This is a genomic window from Cellulomonas sp. NPDC055163, from assembly GCF_053607065.1.
Map to the genome: position 1 here is coordinate 570,620 of NZ_JBSGSU010000001.1, position 18,905 is coordinate 589,524.

At 76.0% G+C, this 18,905-nt stretch carries 15 protein-coding genes; 6 read left to right on the forward strand and 9 right to left on the reverse strand.

Annotated features, from left to right (window positions below):
* Positions 1-19 precede the first annotated feature (19 nt).
* The gene (locus ACWFNE_RS02435) at positions 20-1,222 is read right to left on the reverse strand and encodes a hypothetical protein (RefSeq protein WP_452120868.1); all 1,203 of its coding nucleotides are present in this window, start codon (positions 1,220-1,222) and stop codon (positions 20-22) included.
* Positions 1,219-1,695, reverse strand: a complete 477-nt coding sequence (locus tag ACWFNE_RS02440; protein WP_452120869.1) for an META domain-containing protein — start codon at positions 1,693-1,695, stop codon at positions 1,219-1,221. Before ACWFNE_RS02440 ends, ACWFNE_RS02435 begins: the two co-directional genes overlap by 4 nt.
* A gap of 523 nt (positions 1,696-2,218) precedes the next feature.
* On the opposite strand from ACWFNE_RS02440, the gene ACWFNE_RS02445 reads away from it, so the two are divergent.
* Positions 2,219-4,018 (forward strand): SLC13 family permease, encoded by a 1,800-nt coding sequence (locus ACWFNE_RS02445; RefSeq protein WP_452120870.1) that lies wholly within the window; start codon positions 2,219-2,221, stop codon positions 4,016-4,018.
* 11 nt (positions 4,019-4,029) lie between these two features.
* On the forward strand, positions 4,030-5,508 hold the full coding sequence (locus ACWFNE_RS02450; protein WP_452120871.1) for a leucyl aminopeptidase: 1,479 nt from the start codon (positions 4,030-4,032) through the stop codon (positions 5,506-5,508).
* A 175-nt stretch (positions 5,509-5,683) separates the two neighbouring features.
* Here ACWFNE_RS02450 and ACWFNE_RS02455 read toward each other — a convergent pair whose 3' ends face one another.
* The 3 genes from ACWFNE_RS02455 to ACWFNE_RS02465 all read right to left on the reverse strand — a co-directional run bounded on the left by ACWFNE_RS02455 (position 5,684) and on the right by ACWFNE_RS02465 (position 9,063).
* Positions 5,684-7,054 (reverse strand): hypothetical protein, encoded by a 1,371-nt coding sequence (locus tag ACWFNE_RS02455; RefSeq protein WP_452120872.1) that lies wholly within the window; start codon positions 7,052-7,054, stop codon positions 5,684-5,686.
* 129 nt (positions 7,055-7,183) lie between these two features.
* A complete protein-coding gene (locus ACWFNE_RS02460; protein ID WP_452120873.1) occupies positions 7,184-8,038 on the reverse strand; it encodes an ABC transporter permease in 855 nt (284 codons plus the stop codon).
* Positions 8,035-9,063, reverse strand: a complete 1,029-nt coding sequence (locus ACWFNE_RS02465; protein ID WP_452120874.1) for an ATP-binding cassette domain-containing protein — start codon at positions 9,061-9,063, stop codon at positions 8,035-8,037. Before ACWFNE_RS02465 ends, ACWFNE_RS02460 begins: the two co-directional genes overlap by 4 nt.
* A gap of 97 nt (positions 9,064-9,160) precedes the next feature.
* Here ACWFNE_RS02465 and ACWFNE_RS02470 point away from each other — a divergent pair, with 97 nt between their 5' ends.
* The 3 genes from ACWFNE_RS02470 to ACWFNE_RS02480 all read left to right on the forward strand — a co-directional run bounded on the left by ACWFNE_RS02470 (position 9,161) and on the right by ACWFNE_RS02480 (position 12,654).
* Positions 9,161-10,195: a helix-turn-helix transcriptional regulator gene (locus ACWFNE_RS02470; RefSeq protein ID WP_452120875.1), complete on the forward strand. Its 1,035-nt coding sequence runs from the start codon at positions 9,161-9,163 to the stop codon at positions 10,193-10,195.
* Positions 10,196-10,391: 196 nt separating this feature from the next.
* Positions 10,392-10,916, forward strand: coding sequence for an SAM-dependent methyltransferase (locus tag ACWFNE_RS02475; RefSeq protein WP_452120876.1), 525 nt, complete (start codon positions 10,392-10,394; stop codon positions 10,914-10,916).
* Between the two features lie 184 nt (positions 10,917-11,100).
* A complete protein-coding gene (locus tag ACWFNE_RS02480; RefSeq protein WP_452120877.1) occupies positions 11,101-12,654 on the forward strand; it encodes a methyl-accepting chemotaxis protein in 1,554 nt (517 codons plus the stop codon).
* A 90-nt stretch (positions 12,655-12,744) separates the two neighbouring features.
* On the opposite strand, the gene ACWFNE_RS02485 is transcribed toward ACWFNE_RS02480, so the two are convergent.
* From ACWFNE_RS02485 to ACWFNE_RS02495, 3 genes are all read right to left on the reverse strand, one after another.
* Positions 12,745-13,644: an NADP-dependent oxidoreductase gene (locus ACWFNE_RS02485; RefSeq protein WP_452120878.1), complete on the reverse strand. Its 900-nt coding sequence runs from the start codon at positions 13,642-13,644 to the stop codon at positions 12,745-12,747.
* A 214-nt stretch (positions 13,645-13,858) separates the two neighbouring features.
* Positions 13,859-15,043, reverse strand: coding sequence for a GmrSD restriction endonuclease domain-containing protein (locus tag ACWFNE_RS02490; protein WP_452120879.1), 1,185 nt, complete (start codon positions 15,041-15,043; stop codon positions 13,859-13,861).
* A gap of 137 nt (positions 15,044-15,180) precedes the next feature.
* The gene (locus ACWFNE_RS02495) at positions 15,181-15,888 is read right to left on the reverse strand and encodes an SOS response-associated peptidase (RefSeq protein ID WP_452120880.1); all 708 of its coding nucleotides are present in this window, start codon (positions 15,886-15,888) and stop codon (positions 15,181-15,183) included.
* A 234-nt stretch (positions 15,889-16,122) separates the two neighbouring features.
* Between ACWFNE_RS02495 and ACWFNE_RS02500 the strand changes: the two genes are divergently transcribed.
* Complete coding sequence (locus ACWFNE_RS02500) at positions 16,123-16,740, forward strand: flavodoxin family protein (protein WP_452120881.1); 618 nt, start codon at positions 16,123-16,125, stop codon at positions 16,738-16,740.
* Between the two features lie 81 nt (positions 16,741-16,821).
* On the opposite strand, the gene ACWFNE_RS02505 is transcribed toward ACWFNE_RS02500, so the two are convergent.
* Positions 16,822-18,768 carry a putative bifunctional diguanylate cyclase/phosphodiesterase gene (locus ACWFNE_RS02505; RefSeq protein WP_452120882.1) on the reverse strand — a complete coding sequence of 649 codons (1,947 nt, stop codon included), beginning with the start codon at positions 18,766-18,768 and terminating at the stop codon, positions 16,822-16,824.
* Positions 18,769-18,905: the final 137 nt, after the last annotated feature.

An 18,905-nucleotide genomic window follows, 5' to 3' on the forward strand; every position in this document is an offset into this window, starting at 1 on the left:
AGCCGGGTTGCGCACCGCCCTACCGGCCGATGAAGCCCGCGATCATGCTCGTGACCACGACGGACGTGATGGTCACCGTGGAGAAGCCCGCGACGATCATCTTGGGCAGGATGTCGCCCTCGATGGCCGCGACCTCCTCCGGGGTCTCGCCGGCACCCCGGGCGGCCTCCTGGCTGAGGATCAGCGTGCCGGGGAAGCCGTAGAGCGCGGTGAGCCCGATGCCGATCGACATGGGCACGCTGTAGCCGAGCAGCTTGCCGGTGACGCCCGCGAAGACCGCGATCCCGGCGAGCCCGAACACGAAGGCGAGCAGCAGCGGGAACGCGAGCGCGCTGACGTCCGCCGGCGAGACCCCGGCGAGCGGGGCGAACACCAGGATGAGGATCGAGATCATCATGAGCCCGAGCGCGTCGATGCCGGCGAGCGCGGACGGCTTGAGGACCCCGGTCGCCCGGAGCGTGATCCCGAGCAGCAGCGCGACGACGAACGTGTTGAGCACGCCGTCGGTCAGGTCGTTCACCCCGATCGACACGAGGACGACGACGCCGATCACGAACAGCGTCCCGGCGGTGGTGCGGAGCGCGGCGGGGAGGCGGGTCGCCGTCTCGGCCGCCGTGTCGGCGGTGGCGACGGTGGGGAGGTTGCCGGAGCGGTACTCGTGCTTGAGGCGCCGGGCCTCGCGGCGGAGGATCACCGAGGTCAGCGGGAACCCGACGAGGCCCTGCAGCGCGGCGATGAGCACGGGGAAGATCGCGACAGCGGTGAGCCCGTAGCCGAGCGCCGCCTCCTGCACGATCAGCACCGAGATGGTCCCCCCGCTCAGGGCCCCGGTGCCGGCGACGACGAAGTCCAGCGCGCTCGCGACGCCCTCGTAGCCGGCGGGCGCCCGGTCCCCGAACAGGGCGGCGGCCACGAGGAGCGCGACCCCGATGCCGACGACCGTCGCGATGCCGACGAGCAGCGTGCGCCACTGCCGCCGGAAGTCGTCGAGGCTGATCAGCGTGCCGAGGTGCACGATGATGAACCCGACCACGACCCCGCCGAGCGCGAGCAGCGCGGAGCTCGAGAGCAGGTCCTCGGGGAACACGTCGGTGAGGAACCCGACGAGGAAGATCAGCGACGCGACGAACAGCGACGACAGCAGCGAGCGGGTCTTCCTGGCGACGAGGTCGCTCACGGTCCACACCGCCATGACGACGACGAACGCGAGGACGGGGTTCATGCCGTCACGTCCGTCAGGGTGATCCACTCGCCCGCCTCACCGAGGGTCAGGGTGTCACCGTCGAGCTCGTAGGGCGGCGAGCCCCCGAGCAGGGCCGCGAGCCACTGGTCCTGGTCCATGAGGGCGCCGTCGCAGGCCATCATCGTGCTCGCGAGCTGGGGCACCCGCAGGACGCCGTCGTCCCACGTGGCGCCCCCGAAGAGGGTGTTGCAGCCGGCGTTCACGCTCACCGTGCCGGAGCTCACGATCAGCGTGATGACCGTGCCCTCGACGAGGGTGTGGCCCTCGACGTCGGTCGACTCGAAGCTCCGGCCCACGAGCTCGTCCTCACCGGCGGACCCGGACGAGGCGGCGCACGCGGCGAGGACGAGGACGGCGACGACGGGCAGCGCCGCGGTGCCGATCAGCCGCCGCGCGCGCGGGCGCCCGGCCGCGTTCGGCGTGACGGGTCGCGGGGTCCGTGCGGTGCTCATGACGGCTCCTTCGGGCGGCTGTCCGCGGGCCGGTGCCCACGGTGGCGACGAGGGTGTCGGAGGCGCGGGGTCGGGGTTCTCCGGCCGCGCGGAAAGGCGCTCCGCGCCGGCCGGCCGGGCGCTGGTCGACGCACCGGCGAACGTGTCGGGAATGCATTCGCGGCGGCGGCACGCGGCACACCCGTCGCGCCCTCGGGGGGTGCTGCAGAACGGGCGTGAGACGCGCTCCGCATTCGCTCCCGCGCACCCTGCGCCGTCGCCCGGAAATGGGACGACGAGCGCCGTTTCCGGTGTGTCGGCGCAGCCCGCACGGGGCCTCCTCCGAGCTCAGGACGGTTCAGCCGAAACGAACGTAACAGCGCCGCCACCGGGCGGTTCCGCCCTTTCGGGCGGTGATTCCTGGGAATCGTCCCGGACGACGTCGGGAACGGCCGGCACGATCGGGCCGACTCGTGACGGGCGGGCGGGCGTGCTTTAGCGTGGGGCCAATTCGTGCACGCCCGCCGAGCACAGAAGGACCACCATGTCGGACGCGACGACCAGCCTGCTGGTCCTCGCGGCGTGCGTGGCGCTGTTCGTGTGGAACCGGCTCTCCGTCGGCGTCGTGGCGGTCCTGACGGCGTTGAGCCTGTACGTCACGGGGCTGCTCACCGCGGAGCAGGCCCTCGCGGGGTTCGGGGACCCGGTGGTGGTCTTCATCGCGTCGCTCTTCGTGCTCAGCGAGGGCCTCGAGTCCTCCGGCGTCACGGCGTGGGCCGGCAAGCAGCTCATGGACCGTGCGGGCGGCGGCCGGAGCCGGCTCCTCGTCGGGCTCATGGTGATGGCGGCGGTGATGGCCGCGCTCGTCACGCCCAACGGTGCCGCCGCCGCGCTCCTGCCCGTCGTGGTGCTCGCCGCGCGACGGTCCGGGCACAGCACCTCGCAGCTCCTGATGCCGTTGGCGTTCGCCGCGAGCGCCGGCGCCCTGCTGGTGCTGTCCGGGAGCACGGTCAACGTCATCGTGTCCGACGCGCTGGCCGAGACCACGGGCGACCGGTTCGGGTTCTTCGAGTTCGGGCTCGTGGGGCTGCCGCTCGTGGCCGTGACGGTGGCCGTGGCCCTGGTCGTGGGGCGTCGGCTGCTGCCCGAGCGGACCCCGTCGGTGCTGCCGGCCGACTTCTCCCGTCACGTCGAGACGCTCGTGGAGCACTACGCCCTCGACGTCGGGTTCTTCCGGCTCCGGGTCGAGGCGGGGTCCGACGTGGTCGGGCGTCCGTGCGCCGCCGTCGACGTCCCGGCGGGCGTGACCCTCATCGGGGTGCAGCACGGCTCGGGCGGACCGGCGGCGCAGGGCGCCGACCTGCAGGTCGGCGACGTGGTGGTCGTCAGCGGCGCGAGCGCGGGCATCGCGGCGCTCGTCGAGGACCACGCGCTGGCCGTCGCGACGACACCCCTGACGCGGCAGACCCGGGAGGCGCTGCTCGGGCGGGAGGTCGGGGTCGCGGAGCTCGTCGTGCGGCCCCGGTCGCGGCTCCTCGGCGAGCTCGTCTTCCCGGGCGTGGTGCGCTCCGGGGTCACGGTCCTCGGGGTGCGCCGGCTCGGCCGCGACGTCGGCGCCCGGCCCGTGCAGCTGGCCGAGGGCGACGCGCTGCTGGTGCACGGTGCGTGGCCCGCGGTCGAGGCGCTGGCCGGCGACGCGGACGTCCTCGTGACCGACGACCCGGCGCTGGTCCGCCGCCAGACCGTGGCGCTGGGCCCGACGGCGTGGCGCGCGCTCGCGGTGTTCGCCGCGACGGTGGTCCTGCTGGCGAGCGGCGTGGTGCCGCCCGCGATCGCCGCCCTCGCCGGGGCGACGGCGATGGTGGCGACGGGGGTGGTCGGCGTGCCGCAGGCGTACCGGGCCGTCTCCTGGCAGACGGTCGTGCTCGTCGGCGGGCTCATCCCGCTCTCGGTCGCGATCTCCTCGAGCGGCGCGGCGGACCTCGTCGCCGGGTGGCTCATCGGCGCGGTGGGCGACGGCAGCCCGCGCGTGGTCCTCACGGCGCTGTTCGTGCTGACCGTGGTGCTCGGCCAGGTGGTCAGCAACACCGCGACCGTGCTCATCGTCGTCCCGGTTGCGGTGGCCATGGCCGAGGACGCGGGGATCGCCGTCGCACCCGTCCTCATGCTCGTCGCGGTGGCCGGCGCCGCGTCGTTCCTGACCCCGATCGCCACCCCCGCCAACATGATCGTCATGGGCCCGGGGGGCTACCGGTTCTCCGACTACTGGAAGCTGGGGCTGGTCACGACGCTCGCCTGGTTCGTCGTCGCGATCGTGCTCGTCCCCGTCATCTGGCCGACCTGAGGAGCACGACGATGACCTTCGACCCGATCCCCTCCCGCACGCTGCTCGGCGCCGTCTCCGTCCGGGTCGCGCCGCCCGGGACCGATCCGGGCCGCGCCCTCGGGCTGGCCGTGACCGCGACGGGCGACGTCCCGTCCGGGATCCCGCTGGACCGCGCCGCGCTCGTCGAGTGGGGCTTCCGGGCCGCGGTCGGCGAGACGCTGATCCTGCCCCGCGAGGGCGGTGCGGTGATCGCGACAGGCGTCGGCGACGCCCCGGACCACAACGCCGTGCGGGACGCCGCGGCGGCGTTCGCCCGGGCGGGCCGGCGCGACGCGGTGCTCACGACCGACCTGGCCGCGGCCGGGCCGCCGGTCGAGGACGCCGCGCAGGCGGTCGTCGAGGGGATCCTGCTCGGCCGCTACCGGTACGACGTCCTGCGGTCCGAGCCGGACGCCGTGCCGGTCCGCGAGATCGTGCTGCTCGTCGACGACGCCGACGCGGCGGCAGCCCGGCGCGGCGCCGACCGGGGGCTCGTGCTCGCGCGCGCCGCCAGCCTCTCCCGGGACCTCGCGAGCACCCCGGCGGGGCACCTGACCGCGCCGGACCTCGCCGACGTCGCCGTGCGGCTCGCGGCGGAGCACGGGCTCGACGTCCGCGTGCTCGACGAGGCCGCGCTCGTCGAGGCCGGCTGCGGAGGCCTGCTCGGGGTCAACGCCGGGTCGGTCGTCGAGCCCCGGATGGTCGTGCTGCGGTACACCCCCGACGGGGAGTCCCGCGGGCACCTCGGGCTCGTCGGCAAGGGCATCACCTACGACTCCGGCGGCATCAGCCTCAAGCCGTCCAACGCGATGCACGCCGCGATGAAGGCGGACATGACCGGCGCCGGCGCGGTGCTCGCGGCGATGACCGCGCTCCGCGACCTCGAGGTGCCGGTGTCCGTGAGCGCCTACCTGGCGTGCACGGACAACATGCCGTCCGGCTCGGCGACCAAGCTGGGCGACGTCCTGACGACGCGGAGCGGGCGCACGATCGAGGTCGTCAACACCGACGCCGAGGGCCGGCTCGTGATGGCCGACGCGATCGCCCTGGCGCGCGAGGACCACGTCGACGCGATCGTCGACATCGCGACCCTGACGGGCGCCTGCCTCGCCGCGCTCGGCACCCTCACCGCGGGGGTCCTCGGCAACGACGACACCCTCGTCGGGCTCGTCCAGGCGGCCGCGGACCGGACCGACGAGCGGGTCTGGCGCCTGCCGCTCGACCGGCGCTACCGCCGCCAGCTCGACTCCGAGGTCGCCGACATCAAGAACCTGGGCGGCGAGCACGCCGGGGCGATCACCGCGGCGCTGTTCCTCGCCGAGTGGGTCGGCGACGTGCCCTGGGCGCACCTCGACATCGCCGGCACCATGCGGTCCGAGACCGACGACGCGTGGCGCACCAAGGGCGCCACCGGGTTCGGTGCCCGGCTGCTCCTGGAGGTCGCGGGCACGTTCGCCGCGGACCGGTGACCGCCGACGGCCCACCGCGGATGTGCGGCGCCCGGCTCCGCGCACCCCGGATGTGCAACGCCGAGCTCCGCGCACCGCCGGTCTGCGGCGCCCGGCTCGGGGGAACCCGCCCCTCCGCCGACCGTGAGCCGGCTCCGCCCGGCCGGCGAGGGGGCACCGGCCGGGCGGGCCGAGGTCAGGAGATCGTGAACCGCACCGACGTCGTCGACACGAGCGTCGCGCCCCACGCCGCCGGGTCCGCCACGAGGTCGCCGGCGGGCTGACCCTCGAGCGGGTCGGCGCCGAGCGGGTCGGGGAACGCGAACGGCACGCCGAGGTAGTCGAGCACCGCGTGGACCTGGTAGTCGCCGGCGGGCAGGTCGCGCCCGGCCGTGACGCCGCCGGGCTCGCCGGTCGGCTCGCCGCCCGGCGCGTTGCCGGGCTCGCTGCCCGGGTCGCAGACCGTGAGCGGGAGCGTGCCCGTGAGCTGCTGGTTGCTCAGGACGCGGCGCTGGTCGGTGCGCGGGACCCCCGTGCCGTCGTCGAGGTAGCCGGTCGCCACGACGACGCCGTCCTTGCTGACCGCGACGCGCGCACCCTGCTCCGGCAGCAGCGAGCGGAGGCGGTGCTGCGGCAGCGTCCAGCGGTAGTCGGTCGTGAGGGTGAGCGGCTGACCCGCGAGCACGGTCGGCGTGGGCGTGGGCGCGGGCGTCGGGGTGGGCGCGGGCGTCGCGGTGTCGGTCGCCGTCGCGGTGTCGGACGCGGTGTCCGACGCCGTCGGGATGGGCGTCGCTGCGGATGCCTCGGTCGACGTCGGGGCCGGCGTCGGCACCGCGATCGCGGCGGTGAACGCGAACGCCAGCGTGTCGCGCCCGACCGTCGGGTTGCTGGGCGCCTCGGCGACGAGCGAGCCGCAGGCACCGAACGGGAGACCGGAGACCCCGCCGGGCAGCACGACCGGGCCGGGCGGGGTGGGCGTCGGGGTCGGCTCCGGCGTCGTGGGGGTCGGCGTGGGCGTGGGCGACCCGGTCGGCGTGGGGGTCGGGGTCGGGGTGGTCGTCGGGGACGCGCTCGGCGAGGGCGACGCCGTCGGGGTGGCCGTCGGGCTCGCGGTCGGCTTGGTGGTGCTCTTCGGTGTCGAGCCGCGCTGCGCGGTGCCGCGGGTCGGCGTCCGGCCCGTCGTCGACTTCCCCCTCGCCGACGACTTGCCCTTGGTCGCCGACTTGCCCGAGCGCGGCGACGTGCCGGCCCGCGGGGAGCGGTCGGACCGCGTGTCCGGGGCTGCGTCGTCGGCGTCGGCGTACGGGTCGTCGGGCGGCAGGAGGTCCTCGTCGTCGACGGCGGCGCGGGGGGTGCGGGTCCGGGACGGGGACCGCGTGGGCGACGCCGACGGCTCGGGGGCCGCCGAGAGCGATCCGTCGCGCACCGCGGACTCCGGGGCCTGCGGCTCGGCGGCCGGCGCGGCACCCGAGAGGGCGAGGGTCGCGGCGACGGCGACAGTGAGGCCCGCGCCGACGCGCGCACCCCGGCCGATCCGACGCGCCGTGGTCCGAACTCGTGCGTCCATGAGCCCCCCTGCTCCGTGCGGCGGGCGGTCGCAGCGCAGGTCACGACCACCCGGTGTGTCGCATTCATCCTGCGCGTGTCGGGGCCGACGCGCCAGCCCCCGGCGCGTCGGCCCCGCGGCGCGTCGCCCTCAGTCGGTGCTGCGCACGATCGTCCGCACCCCGACCCACAGCCCCAGGGCGGCCGTCGCGAGGGCCGCGACGGCGCCCCACAGCACGGTCGTCGAGCCCAGGTCGCCCGCGAACAGCGCGCGCTCGGCGTCCACGACGTACGCGACCGGGTTGACCTGCGCGGCGACCTGCATCCACCGGGGGCCCGCCTCGAGCGGCAGCAGCATCCCCGAGAGGATCAGCGCGGGGAACAGCACGGTCTGCTGGACGACCCAGAACATCCACTCGTGGGACCGCACCGCGATCGCCAGCGCGTAGGAGAGCGACCCGAGGCCGACGCCGAGCACCGCGAGCAGCACGAGCCCGAGGGCCGCACCGAGCGCGTCGGGCGCGAACCCGAACGGCAGCATCACGGCGATCACGACGAGCGACTGCACGACGACCGGCACCATCTCCTTGAGCGAGCGCCCGACGAGCTGCGCCGAGCGCGGCAGCGGCGTCACGAGCAGCCGCTCGTGCGCGCCGGTCTGCATCTCGAACTGCAGGTTCGAGCCGGTCGTCGACGTCCCGAACAGCGTCGTCATCACGAGGATCGACGGGACGAACCACAGCCACACGTCACCGCCGGGCAGCCCGGCGCCGACCGATCCCGCGAGCAGCGGCCCGAACAGCGCGAGGAACACGATGGGCTGCACGAGGCCGAACACGACGGTGAACGGCTCGCGCGCGAGGGGCCGGAGCTCGCGCGTCATGACGAGCGCGACGTCGCCGGCCCAGCTGCGCCGTGCGCCCGCCCGCGGTGCGGGGGCGTGCGCCGACCGGGCTGCGGCGTCCGGGGCCGTCGAGGTGGTGGAGGTCGTGGTCGGGGTGCTCATGCTGCGTCCTTCCCGGCGACGCGCACGTCGCTGCTGGTCGAGCCGTCGGTGGTCGTGGGGGCGGGCGCGGCGGCGCTCTCGCGCAGGCTGCGCCCGGTGAGCGCGAGGAACACGTCGTCGAGCGTCGGGGTGACCGACTCCGCGGCGGCGAGCAGCACGCCCGCGTCGGCCGCCGCCCGGACGAGCCCGGGGACCGCACCGGCGCCGTCGGCGACCCGGGCGGCGACCTCGGTCCCCCGCACCGAGACCTCGCGCGCGCCGGGGACCCGCTCCACGAGGGCGGCGACGGTCGCCGCGTCGCGGACGTCGGGCACCCGCACCGTGACCCGGTCGCCCGCGAGGTCCCGCTTGAGCGCGGCCGGGGTGTCGTCGGCGATGACCTGGCCGTGGTCGACGACGACGACCCGCTCGGCCATCTGGTCGGCCTCGTCGAGGTAGTGGGTCGTCAGCACGATCGTCATGCCGTGCTCGGCGCGCAGGCGGGCGACGTGCTCCCAGAGGTTCGCGCGGTTGTGCGGGTCGAGGCCCGTCGACGGCTCGTCGAGGAACAGCAGGCCGGGCGCGTGCACGAGCCCGAGCGCCACGTCGAGCCGCCGCCGCTGCCCGCCAGAGAGGTCGGCGACCTTGCGGCGCGCGAGCTCGGTGAGGTCGAGCGCGTCGAGCAGGTCGTCGGCCCGGCGCGCCGCGGAGCGCCGGTCGAGGCCGTAGATCGCGCCCTGTGTCGTGAGCTCGTCGCGGACGCGCTGCTGGTGGCCCGCGCCGTTGCCCTGGCCGACGTAGCCGATGCTGCGCCGGACCTTCTCGGGGGCCGCGACGACGTCGTGGCCGGCGACCTCGGCCGTGCCGGCGGTTGGCCGGATCAGGGTCGTGAGCAGCCGGATCGTGGTCGTCTTGCCCGCGCCGTTCGGGCCGAGCACGGCCACGAGCTCGCCGGGTGCGACGTCGAGGTCGATGCCCCGGACCGCGTGCACGGTCTCGGTGCGGCTCACGGGGAAGTCCTTGGTGAGCCCTCTCGTGCGGATCATGGTGCTCCTTCGCAGCGGTGTCGGTGGTGCCGGCACCGACCACTCTCCCGGCAGAAGCGGCCGGATCCTGTCCGCTACCCGAGCGCATGATGGGGGCATGACCACCGAGGCCGCGAACCCCTCCGCCCGGCTGCTGACGCTGCTGTCGCTGCTGCAGTCACGGCGCGACTGGCCGGGGGACGCGCTCGCCGGGAGGCTCGGCGTGAGCCCCCGCACGGTCCGGCGCGACGTCGACCGCCTCCGCGGCCTCGGCTACCCGGTGCGCGCGACGAAGGGACCCGACGGCGGGTACCGGCTCGACGCCGGGGCGCAGATGCCCCCGCTCCTGCTCGACGACGAGCAGGCCGTCGCCGTCTCCGTGGCGCTGCAGACCGCGCACACGGGGGTCGACGGCGTCGACGACGCGGCCCTGCGCGCGCTGACGACCGTCCGGCAGGTCATGCCGGCGCGCCTGCGCGCCCGGGTCGACGCGCTCCAGGTGACCGCCGTCAGCCGCCCGGGCGCCGCGCGCACGACCGTCGACGCCGACGTCCTCGTCGCCGTCGGCGCCGCGGTGCGCGCACGCGAGGTGCTCCGCCTCGACTACGCCGTGCCGCGCGACCCGGCCGAGGCCGGCGCTGCGAGCACCTCGACGGATCCCGCGGACCCGGGCGCCGCGGCGCCGGAGCTCGTCCCCCCGCGCCGCGTCGAGCCGCACCACCTCGTGACGTGGGGCGGTCGCTGGTACCTCGTCGCGTGGGACCTGGACCGCGCCGACTGGCGGACGTTCCGCGTCGACCGGCTGACGCCCCGGACGCCCACCGGCCCGCGCTTCACGCCGCGCCCGCTGCCCGGCGGCGACGTCGCCGGGTTCGTCGGCGAGCGGTTCGCCCGGCCCGGCTGGCCGTGCACCGGCGAGGCCGTGCTGCACGCCCCGGCCGAGGCGATCACCCCGTGGGCGGCCGCGCAGTCGGTCGTCGAGCCGCTCGGCCCGGACCGCTGCCGGGTCGTGAGCGGGTCGTGGTCGTGGGGCGGGCTCGCCGCCTACCTCGGGATGTTCGGGTGCGAGGTCGACATCGTCGGACCGACCGAGCTGCGCGACGCCGCCCGGGAGCTCTCCGCACGGTTCGCCCGCGCCGCGGGAGCCCACTGACCCCCGCGGCGACGGGCGACCGTGCCGCCCCCCGTGCGGTCCTGCACCCCGGTGCCGCGCCGCTGCGGGCGCGCCGGGGAACCTGGCTGCCGGGCCCGTGCGCCCCCCGGCAGAACGAGCCCGGCACGACCAGAGGACGCGCCCGCGGCCCCCGAGATACCTGGCGCCGGGTGAAACCGGGCGGTACACCTGACGCATGACGGTCCCCGAGCGCGTCCGCTGGGCGGTCGACGGGCTCGGGCTGCGCGGCGACGAGCACGTGCTCGAGCTCGGCGGCGGCCCCGGAGCCTCCGCGGGGCTCCTCTGCGCGGCGCTGACGACGGGCCGCCTGCTTGCCGTCGACCGCTCCCCCACCGCGACGCGCGCGACCGCCGAGCGCAACGCGGCGCAGGTCGAGGCCGGACGTCTCGTCGTGCTCCGGCGCGCGCTCACGGACCTCGACCCGGCGGACGTGACCAAGGCGCTCACCAGTCGCGTCGACGTGGCCCTGACCGCGGACGTCAACGTCTTCTGGGTCGGCGACGCAGCCGCCGAGGCCGCCGTGCTGCACCGTGTGCTCAGCCCGGGAGCGGTGCTCCACGTCCTCTACGGCGCCGGCGGACCGACCCCGCCGGACCGGGTCGTCCCGCGGGTGCGTGCGGTGCTCGACGCCGCCGGGTTCGTCGACCTCGCCGACGTCGAGGAGCCGCCCGGCTTCGGGGTGCGCGCGCGCCGGCCGTGACCACGCGGCGCGGACTCGGGGTCCGGAACCGCACGCCGACCGGCTCGGGGCTCGCCGGCCGCACCGCCTCGCTTCGCCGGGCACGCGCCGCCGACGCGTCCCGCACCTCAGATGCGAGACCCGACCGCCGATGGGCAGACGCCACGGCACGCGCCTGGCGCGACGACAGGGGGATCAGGTGGGCGTGCTCACGAGGCGGAAGCCGCAGGCTGCGACGCACGAGGACACCCGGCGGACCTCGGCCGAGGTCGAGGCGCTCGGTGCCGTCGTCGAGCGGCTGGGCGAGGTCGGCTCGTCGTGCGCCGGCGTCGAGGCCGTGCTGGACGGCGTGCGGACCGGGTTCGGCTTCGACTACGGCTCCGCCTGGCGCGTGCGCGAGGGGTCCGACGAGCTCGAGCTCGTCGCGCAGAGCGGCTCGCTCGGCGCGGAGCTGACCCGCATGACGACGACGCACCGCATGACGCGCGGCTTCGGGCTGTGCGGCGTCGCGCTCGCGCAGGACACCGTCCTGGACCTCGTCGACCTGGGCGACCACCCGGCGAACTGCGCACGCGGCGAGGCCAGCCTGCGGGCCGGCGCCCGCGGCGCGATGGCGCTGCCGATCCGCCGCGACGGCCGCGTCGTCCTGATGATGGACTTCCTCTCGACCCGGCCGGGCGCCCCGAGCGCGACGCGCCCGGCGGTGCTGCAGGCGCTCGCGCAGGTCGTCTCGCAGACCCTCGCGATGATCGAGTCCGCGGAGACGCTCGCGGAGTCGGCCCTCGACCAGAAGGCCGTCACGACGGTCGTCGCCGAGGTCGGCTCGCGGCTCGACGAGCAGTCCGCCGTGCAGACCGCGCTCGACGCGGTGCGGTCCGAGTTCGGGTGGGCGTACGGGTCGTTCTGGGCGCTCGACCCCGCGGCGCGGGTGCTGCGGTTCGCGGTCGAGTCCGGCACCGCCGGGGACGAGTTCCGGCGCGTGACCCTCGGCGCGAGCTTCGCGGAGGGCGTCGGGCTCTCCGGGCGGGCGTGGCGGGCGCGTGACCTCGTCTTCGTCCCCGACCTCGGTGACCTGACCGACTGCGTGCGCGCCCCCGCGGCGCAGCGGGCCGGCGTGCGCTCTGGTGTGTGCCTCCCGATCATCGTCGACGGCACCGTCATCGGGACGATGGACTTCTTCGCGACCGAGACGATCGAGCTGTCCGAGAGCCGCCGGAGCGCGCTGCGCAACGTCGCGCGCCTCGTGTCGCAGCGCCTCGACATCCTGCGGCGCGCCGCGCGCGAGTCCGCCGCGGCGACCGAGCTGCTGGGCAGCGTCGAGCGGCTGACCGCGAGCGCCGCCGAGGCAGGGGCGGTCGCGCTCGACGCCGTCGCGCAGGCGTCCGCGATCGCGGGCGAGGTGCGGGCGCTCAGCGACTCGTCGGCCGCGATCGGCGACGTCATCCGCGTCATCACGACCATCGCCGACCAGACGAACCTGCTCGCCCTCAACGCGACCATCGAGGCGGCGCGCGCCGGCCAGGCCGGGCGGGGGTTCGCCGTGGTGGCGACCGAGGTCAAGGAGCTCGCGGGCGAGACGACCGTGGCGACCGGGCGCGTCGGCGAGCGCGTCGAGGACATCCAGACGAACACCGCGACGGTCGCGCGCGGCATCGAGGCGATCACCGCGACGATCGGCCGCATGGACGAGGTGCAGACCCGGATGGGCCAGGTGCTCGAGGAGCAGCGCGCGATGGCGCGGGCGTTCGAGCGGCGCTGACACCCGCTGCGCCGGGCGCGACCCGGGTGGTGACGCGCGCACCCCCGGAGGCCGGCGCGGTGCCGGTCCCGGGGGTCGCCCGCGTGTGCGTCAGAGCGTGACGACGAGCTTGCCCTGCGTGTGCCCGCCCTGGGCGTGCGCGTGGGCCTCGGCGGCCCGGTCCAGCGGGAACGCCGCCTCGACGCGCGGCGTGTAGGCGCCGCGCGCACCGGCCTCCGCGGCAGCCTCGAGGGTCGCGGCGGACGAGGCGTCGGAGCCGGTGACGGTGACCCCGAGCCGGCCGCCACCGAAGTCCGCGACCGTCGCGACCCTCGACGGGTCGCCCACGATCGCCACGATCTCCTCGAGCGAGCCGGACCCCGCGGTGTCGAGCGCGGCGTCGACCCCGTCGGGCGCGAGCGCCGCCACGCGCACGGCGAGCCCGTCGCCGTAGACCGTCGGGGTCGCCCCGAGGGAGCGCAGGAACTCGTGGTTGCGCTCGCTCGCGGTGCCGATCACGCGCGCGCCGCGGGCGACCGCGAGCTCGACGGCCGCGCTCCCGACGCCGCCGGCCGCGCCCTCGACGAGCAGCGTCCGCCCGGCCAGGTCCCCGAGCGCGTCGAGCCCGGCACCGGCGGTCGCGGCGACGAGACCCGCGGCGGCGGCCTGCTCGTCCGACCACGCGTCCGGCGCCGCGGCCCACGTGTTCAGCACCGCGTGCTCGGCGGTGGTCGCGTCGCCCAGCCCGAAGACCCGGTCACCGAACTGCACGCCCGTGACGCCCTCGCCGACCTCGTCGACGACCCCGACCGCGTCCTTGCCCGGGATCGCCGGGAGGTCGAGCGGCATGAAGTCCTTCATGAAGCCCGCGCGGAGCTTCCAGTCGATCGCGTTGACGCTCGCCGCCCGCACCCGGACCCGGACCTTGCCCGGTCCGGCGTGGGGCTCGGGCGCGTCCTCGACCGTGAGGACGTCGGGCTCGCCGTAGGTGTGGTGTCGGACTGCGCGCATGGGCTCTGCCTCCGGGTCCGGCCCGGTCGCCCGGGCACCTGCGCCGCGGGCCTGCACGGCACGGGCGAGAACGTCATGCGGGCGGGGGCGCATTCCCGGCGGTGCGTGCCTCGCCCGTGGGGGCAGTGAGCGTGGCGCGCCGGTGCGGGCAGGGCGGCGCGTGGGCGCGCCGGTGCGGGCAGGGCGGCGCGTGCGGGCAGGGCGGCACCCGCGCTCAGCGCTCGCAGCCGACGCCGTCGCCGTCCCGGTCGAGGTGCTTGCCGTAGCCGGGGTCCCCGACGCGGACCGGGGCCGCACCGGCGGCGCGGGCCGCGTCGCAGTTCTTGTACGCGACGACCGTGGGCTCGGGAACCGGCCGGGGCTCGGGGGCCGGCGGGGGCTCCGGGGCGGGGGGCGCGGGGACGACGGGGGCGGGCACGACGGGCGCGGGGACCACGGGCGCCGGGGCGGCCTCGACGACCGGCGGGGCGACGGGCTGCTCGGAGGCGGGCTCCGGCTGGGCAGGCTCGGCCGGTGCGGGCGGCGGGGGCAGGGTCGACCCCTCGGGCAGCGGCTGGTCGGGGCACCCGGAGAGCACGCTCACCATCGCCGCGCGCTCCGCCTCGGTCACCCACAGCCCGTACGTGTACTTCACGCCGACCTGCCGCGCGACGTACGGGCAGCGGAACGGCTTGCTCGGCGGCAGCCACGTCGCGGTGTCGCCGTCGCCCTTCTGCGCGTTGAGCGGCCCGTCGACCGCCAGCAGGTTCATCGGGTCGTTCGCGAAGCGGGTCCGCGTGGCCTCGTCCCACTGCTGCGCGCCCTTCTGCCACGCGTCGGACAGCGCCACCACGTGGTCGACCTGCACCGCGGTGCTCGTCGCGTTCCCGCGCACGAACTCGATGGTCCGTCCGCTGTACGGGTCCGCGAGCGTGCCGGTCAGGACGACGCAGTCGCGCGTTCCCGGCTTGAACGTCTGCGGCTCGAGGTCCCGCGCCAGCACGTCGTTGCGGGTGTCGCAGCCGTTGCGGTCGACGTCGACCCATCCGCGACCGAACAGGTCGCGGGCGTACCCCGTCCTCGGCGCCCGGCCCTTGACCTCGAGCAGCACGGCGGTCGCGAGCGCGGTCTGCGGGACGGCCGTCGCCGCGGCCGCCGCGACGTCCACCGCGGGCGGGAGCTCGGGCGCCGGCAGCGCGGCGGCGAGCTCCTCGACGCTCGGCGCGGTCGCGGTCGCCGACGGGGAGCCGGTCGGCCTCGCCGACGTCGAGTCCCCGGCCGCTCCGGCTGCTCCGGCGGACCCCGCACCGCACGCGCTCGTCAGGCCCAGGACGGCCACGAGCGCGAGGGCCAGGACACCGGGACGCGGTCGACGGGAGGCGCCCGCCGGGCTCGGAGGGAACGGTTCGGTGCCAGTCACGTCCGCATCTTCGGCACGCTGACCTGCGGACGTGAGCCGGAGAACGGCCTCGCTCGGGTGCGCACCGCCCGCGCACGTTCCTGGTCGTCGTGGGCGCGTGACGAGGGAGCCGGAGAGCTCCGTCGATGACGGCCGACTCACCCCACCGGCGCGACGAGCTCCGGCCCGTTGTTGCGCACGTTCCCGACGGCCGGCCCGACCTCGCGCGGGAGCAGGTGCGGCTCGGGGACCGCGTCGAGCAGCGAGCGCACGTCGTCGGTCGAGGTGGTGCCGAGGTCGAGCCACTCGTCCCACAGGTCCGGCGGCAGCAGCAGCGGGGTGCGGTCGTGGATGTGCCCGAGCGCGTCCGTCGCGGACCGCGTGATGACCGTGACCGTCCACAGCCAGCGCGCGGGGTCGTCGGCAGGGCGGGACGGGTCGGGCCACAGCTCGTAGAGCCCTGCCGCGGCGAGCCCTTGCTGCGCGCCGTCGGCCGCCGTGAGGAAGTAGGGGACCTTGCGGGCCGGGGTCTTCTGCCACTCGAAGTACCCGTCCATGGGCACGATCGCGCGACGCCGGGCGGCCGCCTTGCGGAACGCGGGCTTCTCCGTGACGGTCTCGATGCGCGCGTTGATCATGCGCGCGCCGACGCCCGGGTCCTTCGCCCACGACGGCACGAGCCCCCAGCGCACGGTGCGGAGCTGGCGCTGCGGCCGCTCGTCCTCGACGCGCTCGAGCACGATGCGGACCGGGTCGGTCGGCGCGACGTTCCACGACGGACCCGGTGCCTCGCCGAGGATCTGGTCGACCCGGTACTGGTCGGCGAGCTCGTCGTCCCGCCGCGTACTCGCATACCTGCCGCACATGCGCACAGTCTCGACGCCGCCGCCCACACGGCGCCACGCGCACCGCCCCACGCACCGCCGCTGGGCGCGACGCGCACCGCGGCACGCACCGCCACACGGCCCGACGCGCACCGCCCGCGCGTCGTCCGGCCCTCACGCTCCCCCACCGGCCGAGCCGGTCGCGACCGCGACGGGACCCGGTCACACGTCCGACTCCGGTCGCGGGATCGCGCGGACGCTCGCAGGATCGAGGGCATGACCACCACACCGGACCTGACCGCCGTCGTGCTCGTCGGCACCCTCACCCCGTCGCCCGCCCCGTCGAGCAGCGAGCTGCTCGGGCGGCAGGTGCTCGACGCGCTCGGCGAGCACGGAGTCACGGGGACGCTCGTCCGCCTCGTCGACCACGACATCAAGCCGGGCGTCGAGAAGGACATGGGCGAGGGCGACGCGTGGCCCGCGATCCGCGCGCAGGTGCTGGCGGCCGACATCCTCGTGCTCGCGACGCCGATCTGGATGGGTCAGCCGTCGAGCGTCACGAAGCGCGCCCTCGAGCGCCTCGACGCGGAGCTGTCCGAGACCGACGACCAGGGCCGCCTGCTCACGTACGGCAAGGTCGCGGCCGTCGCCGTCGTCGGCAACGAGGACGGCGCGCACCACACGAGCGCCGAGCTGTTCCAGGCCCTCAACGATGTCGGCTTCACCGTGCCCGCCGCGGCCGTGACGTACTGGGTCGGCGCCGCGATGCAGGGCACCGACTACCAGGACCTCGAGGAGACGCCGGAGGAGACCGCGGGGACGACGGCGACCCTCGCGGCGAACACCGCGCACCTCGCGCGGCTGCTGCGCCAGTCCCCGTACCCGCCGAGCTGACCGCGCGTCGTCGGCTCCGCGCAACTGACGACGCGTCGTCGGCCCCGCGGAGCTGACCGCGCGTCGTCGGCCCCGCCGCGCCTACCGCCCGACCGGTCGCCGCTCTCCCAGCTCCGCCGACTCGAGGATCGCGTCCGTCAACGCGTCGGGGTGCTGGGGCAGCGCGAGGTGGAAGCCCTGGAAGTGCGTGGTGCCGAGCTCCTGCAGCGCGCGCAGCGCCTCCTCGGTCTCGACACCCTCCACGACGACGGTGCGCCGCAGGTTGTGCCCGAGCAGCAGCGCCGACGAGATGACCGCGGCCGACTCGATGCTGCCCGGGAGCGCGCTCGTGAACGACTGGTCGATCTTGAGGACCGACGCGGGGATCTCGACGACCCGGCCGAGCGTCGAGTGCCCGGTGCCGAAGTCGTCGATCGCGAGGTGGCAGCCGAGGCTGCGCAGGCCGTCGATGACCTCGGCCGGGAACGTCGAGGAGTCGAGCGGGCCGTTCTCCGTGATCTCCAGGGTCAGCCGGTCCCCCGCGAGGCCCGCCGCGGTCAGGTCGTGCGTGATCCGCTCGAGCAGACCGGGGGCGCTCAGCTCGGCCGGCGAGACGTTGACGAACAGGCGCCGCGGCGCGCGCCGGCCCAGGACGGCGTCCCACGTGACGAGCTGGCGGCACGCGGTGCGCAGGACCCACGCGCCGAGCTCGACGATGAGCCCGCTGCGCACCGCCGCACCGATGAACGCGCCCGCGGAGAGCAGCCCGTGCCGCGGGTGGCGCCACCGCACGAGCGCCTCGACCGCGTACAGGGCACCCGGCGCCGCGAGCGGGTCGGGCCGCGCCGCGCCGATCCGCGGGTCCACGATCTCGAGGATCGGCTGGTAGTGGACCTCGAGCTGCTCCTCGCGGATCGCCGTCTCGAGCTCGCTCGACAGCTGCTCGTACGAGATCGCCTCGGCCCGCTCGGACGCGTGCACGACGGGGTCGAACAGCTCGAAGCTGCCCTTGCGCCGGCGCTTCGCCCGGTACATCGCGGCGTCGGCCTGCGAGACGAGCAGGTCCGACGTCACGCCGGGCTCGTCGCTCACCGCGATGCCGATGCTCGCGGACGGCTGGAGGATGTGCCCCTCGGTGAGCATCGGCAGCGCGAGGCTGTCGCAGATCCGCTGCGCGACCGTGCACGCGACGTCGGCGGACGCGAGGTGCTCGAGCACGACGACGAACTCGTCCCCCGCGAGGCGCGCGAGCAGGTCGTCGGGCCGCAGCGCCGCCCGGATCCGCTCGGCGCACGTGAGCAGGAGCTGGTCGCCGAGCGCGTGCCCGTACGTGTCGTTGACGCGCTTGAGGCCGTCGACGTCGATGAACAGGACCCCGACGGTCGACAGGTCGCGGCGCACGAGCATGAGCGCCTCGTCGAGCTGCTCGAAGAAGACGCGGCGCGTCGGGAGCCCGGTCAGCGGGTCGTGCGCGGCCCGGTGCGCGAGCTCGCCCTGCGCCTGGGCGGCGGCCTCCCGGTCGATCGCGACGACGAGGTACGACGCCGCGAGGTTCGCGAGGGTCTGCACGGCGGCGAGCTCACCGCGCCCAAGACCCACGGGCTCGGTGCGGTAGAGCGTCAGGACGCCGAGCGCCTCGCCGCGGGCGCGCAGGGGGACGGCCGTGACGCTCGGCAGCCCGAGCTCGGTCGCGCGCTGCTGGAAGTGCGGCCAGGCGCCCTCGACGCGCAGGTCCCGCGACCCCACGACCCGCCCGGAGACGTGCGCGTCCGGTGCCGGGCCCGCCTGGAGCGCCTCCTGCACGCGGTCGAGCTGCTCGACGCGGCGCTGCGTCGCGTACGCGACGACCAGCAGCTCGCCCGTGCGGCTCGGCGTCGAGATGCCGGCACCCGCGAGGCCGAGCAGGTCGGCCACGCCCTCCGCGAGCTGCTGCAGGATGTCCTGGACCGAGAAGTCCCCGGCCACGGTCGCCGACAGCTCGTCGAGCAGCGACAGCATCGCGCCCGCGTCGACACCGGCGACCACGTCGCCGTCCGGGATCTGGGTCATGTGCGCTCCGTGCCCTGCTCGACCAACGGTGCCCGCGCGGGGGTGGCGAGCACCTGCGCCGGGTCACACGGGAGGCAGCACCCCGGTCGGACGCTCGCACGCCATTTCCTGCCCCCGCTGGCGACGCTAGCGCGCAC

What these genes read in the sequence shown, in the direction of transcription:
- ACWFNE_RS02435 (WP_452120868.1), bottom strand. Translation starts at nt 1,222, where the DNA reads ATGAACCCCGTCCTCGCGTTCGTCGTCGTCATGGCGGTGTGGACCGTG.
- ACWFNE_RS02440 (WP_452120869.1), bottom strand. Translation starts at nt 1,695, where the DNA reads ATGAGCACCGCACGGACCCCGCGACCCGTCACGCCGAACGCGGCCGGG.
- ACWFNE_RS02445 (WP_452120870.1), top strand. Translation starts at nt 2,219, where the DNA reads ATGTCGGACGCGACGACCAGCCTGCTGGTCCTCGCGGCGTGCGTGGCG.
- ACWFNE_RS02450 (WP_452120871.1), top strand. Translation starts at nt 4,030, where the DNA reads ATGACCTTCGACCCGATCCCCTCCCGCACGCTGCTCGGCGCCGTCTCC.
- ACWFNE_RS02455 (WP_452120872.1), bottom strand. Translation starts at nt 7,054, where the DNA reads ATGGACGCACGAGTTCGGACCACGGCGCGTCGGATCGGCCGGGGTGCG.
- ACWFNE_RS02460 (WP_452120873.1), bottom strand. Translation starts at nt 8,038, where the DNA reads ATGAGCACCCCGACCACGACCTCCACCACCTCGACGGCCCCGGACGCC.
- ACWFNE_RS02465 (WP_452120874.1), bottom strand. Translation starts at nt 9,063, where the DNA reads ATGATCCGCACGAGAGGGCTCACCAAGGACTTCCCCGTGAGCCGCACC.
- ACWFNE_RS02470 (WP_452120875.1), top strand. Translation starts at nt 9,161, where the DNA reads ATGACCACCGAGGCCGCGAACCCCTCCGCCCGGCTGCTGACGCTGCTG.
- ACWFNE_RS02475 (WP_452120876.1), top strand. Translation starts at nt 10,392, where the DNA reads ATGACGGTCCCCGAGCGCGTCCGCTGGGCGGTCGACGGGCTCGGGCTG.
- ACWFNE_RS02485 (WP_452120878.1), bottom strand. Translation starts at nt 13,644, where the DNA reads ATGCGCGCAGTCCGACACCACACCTACGGCGAGCCCGACGTCCTCACG.
- ACWFNE_RS02495 (WP_452120880.1), bottom strand. Translation starts at nt 15,888, where the DNA reads ATGTGCGGCAGGTATGCGAGTACGCGGCGGGACGACGAGCTCGCCGAC.
- ACWFNE_RS02500 (WP_452120881.1), top strand. Translation starts at nt 16,123, where the DNA reads ATGACCACCACACCGGACCTGACCGCCGTCGTGCTCGTCGGCACCCTC.
- ACWFNE_RS02505 (WP_452120882.1), bottom strand. Translation starts at nt 18,768, where the DNA reads ATGACCCAGATCCCGGACGGCGACGTGGTCGCCGGTGTCGACGCGGGC.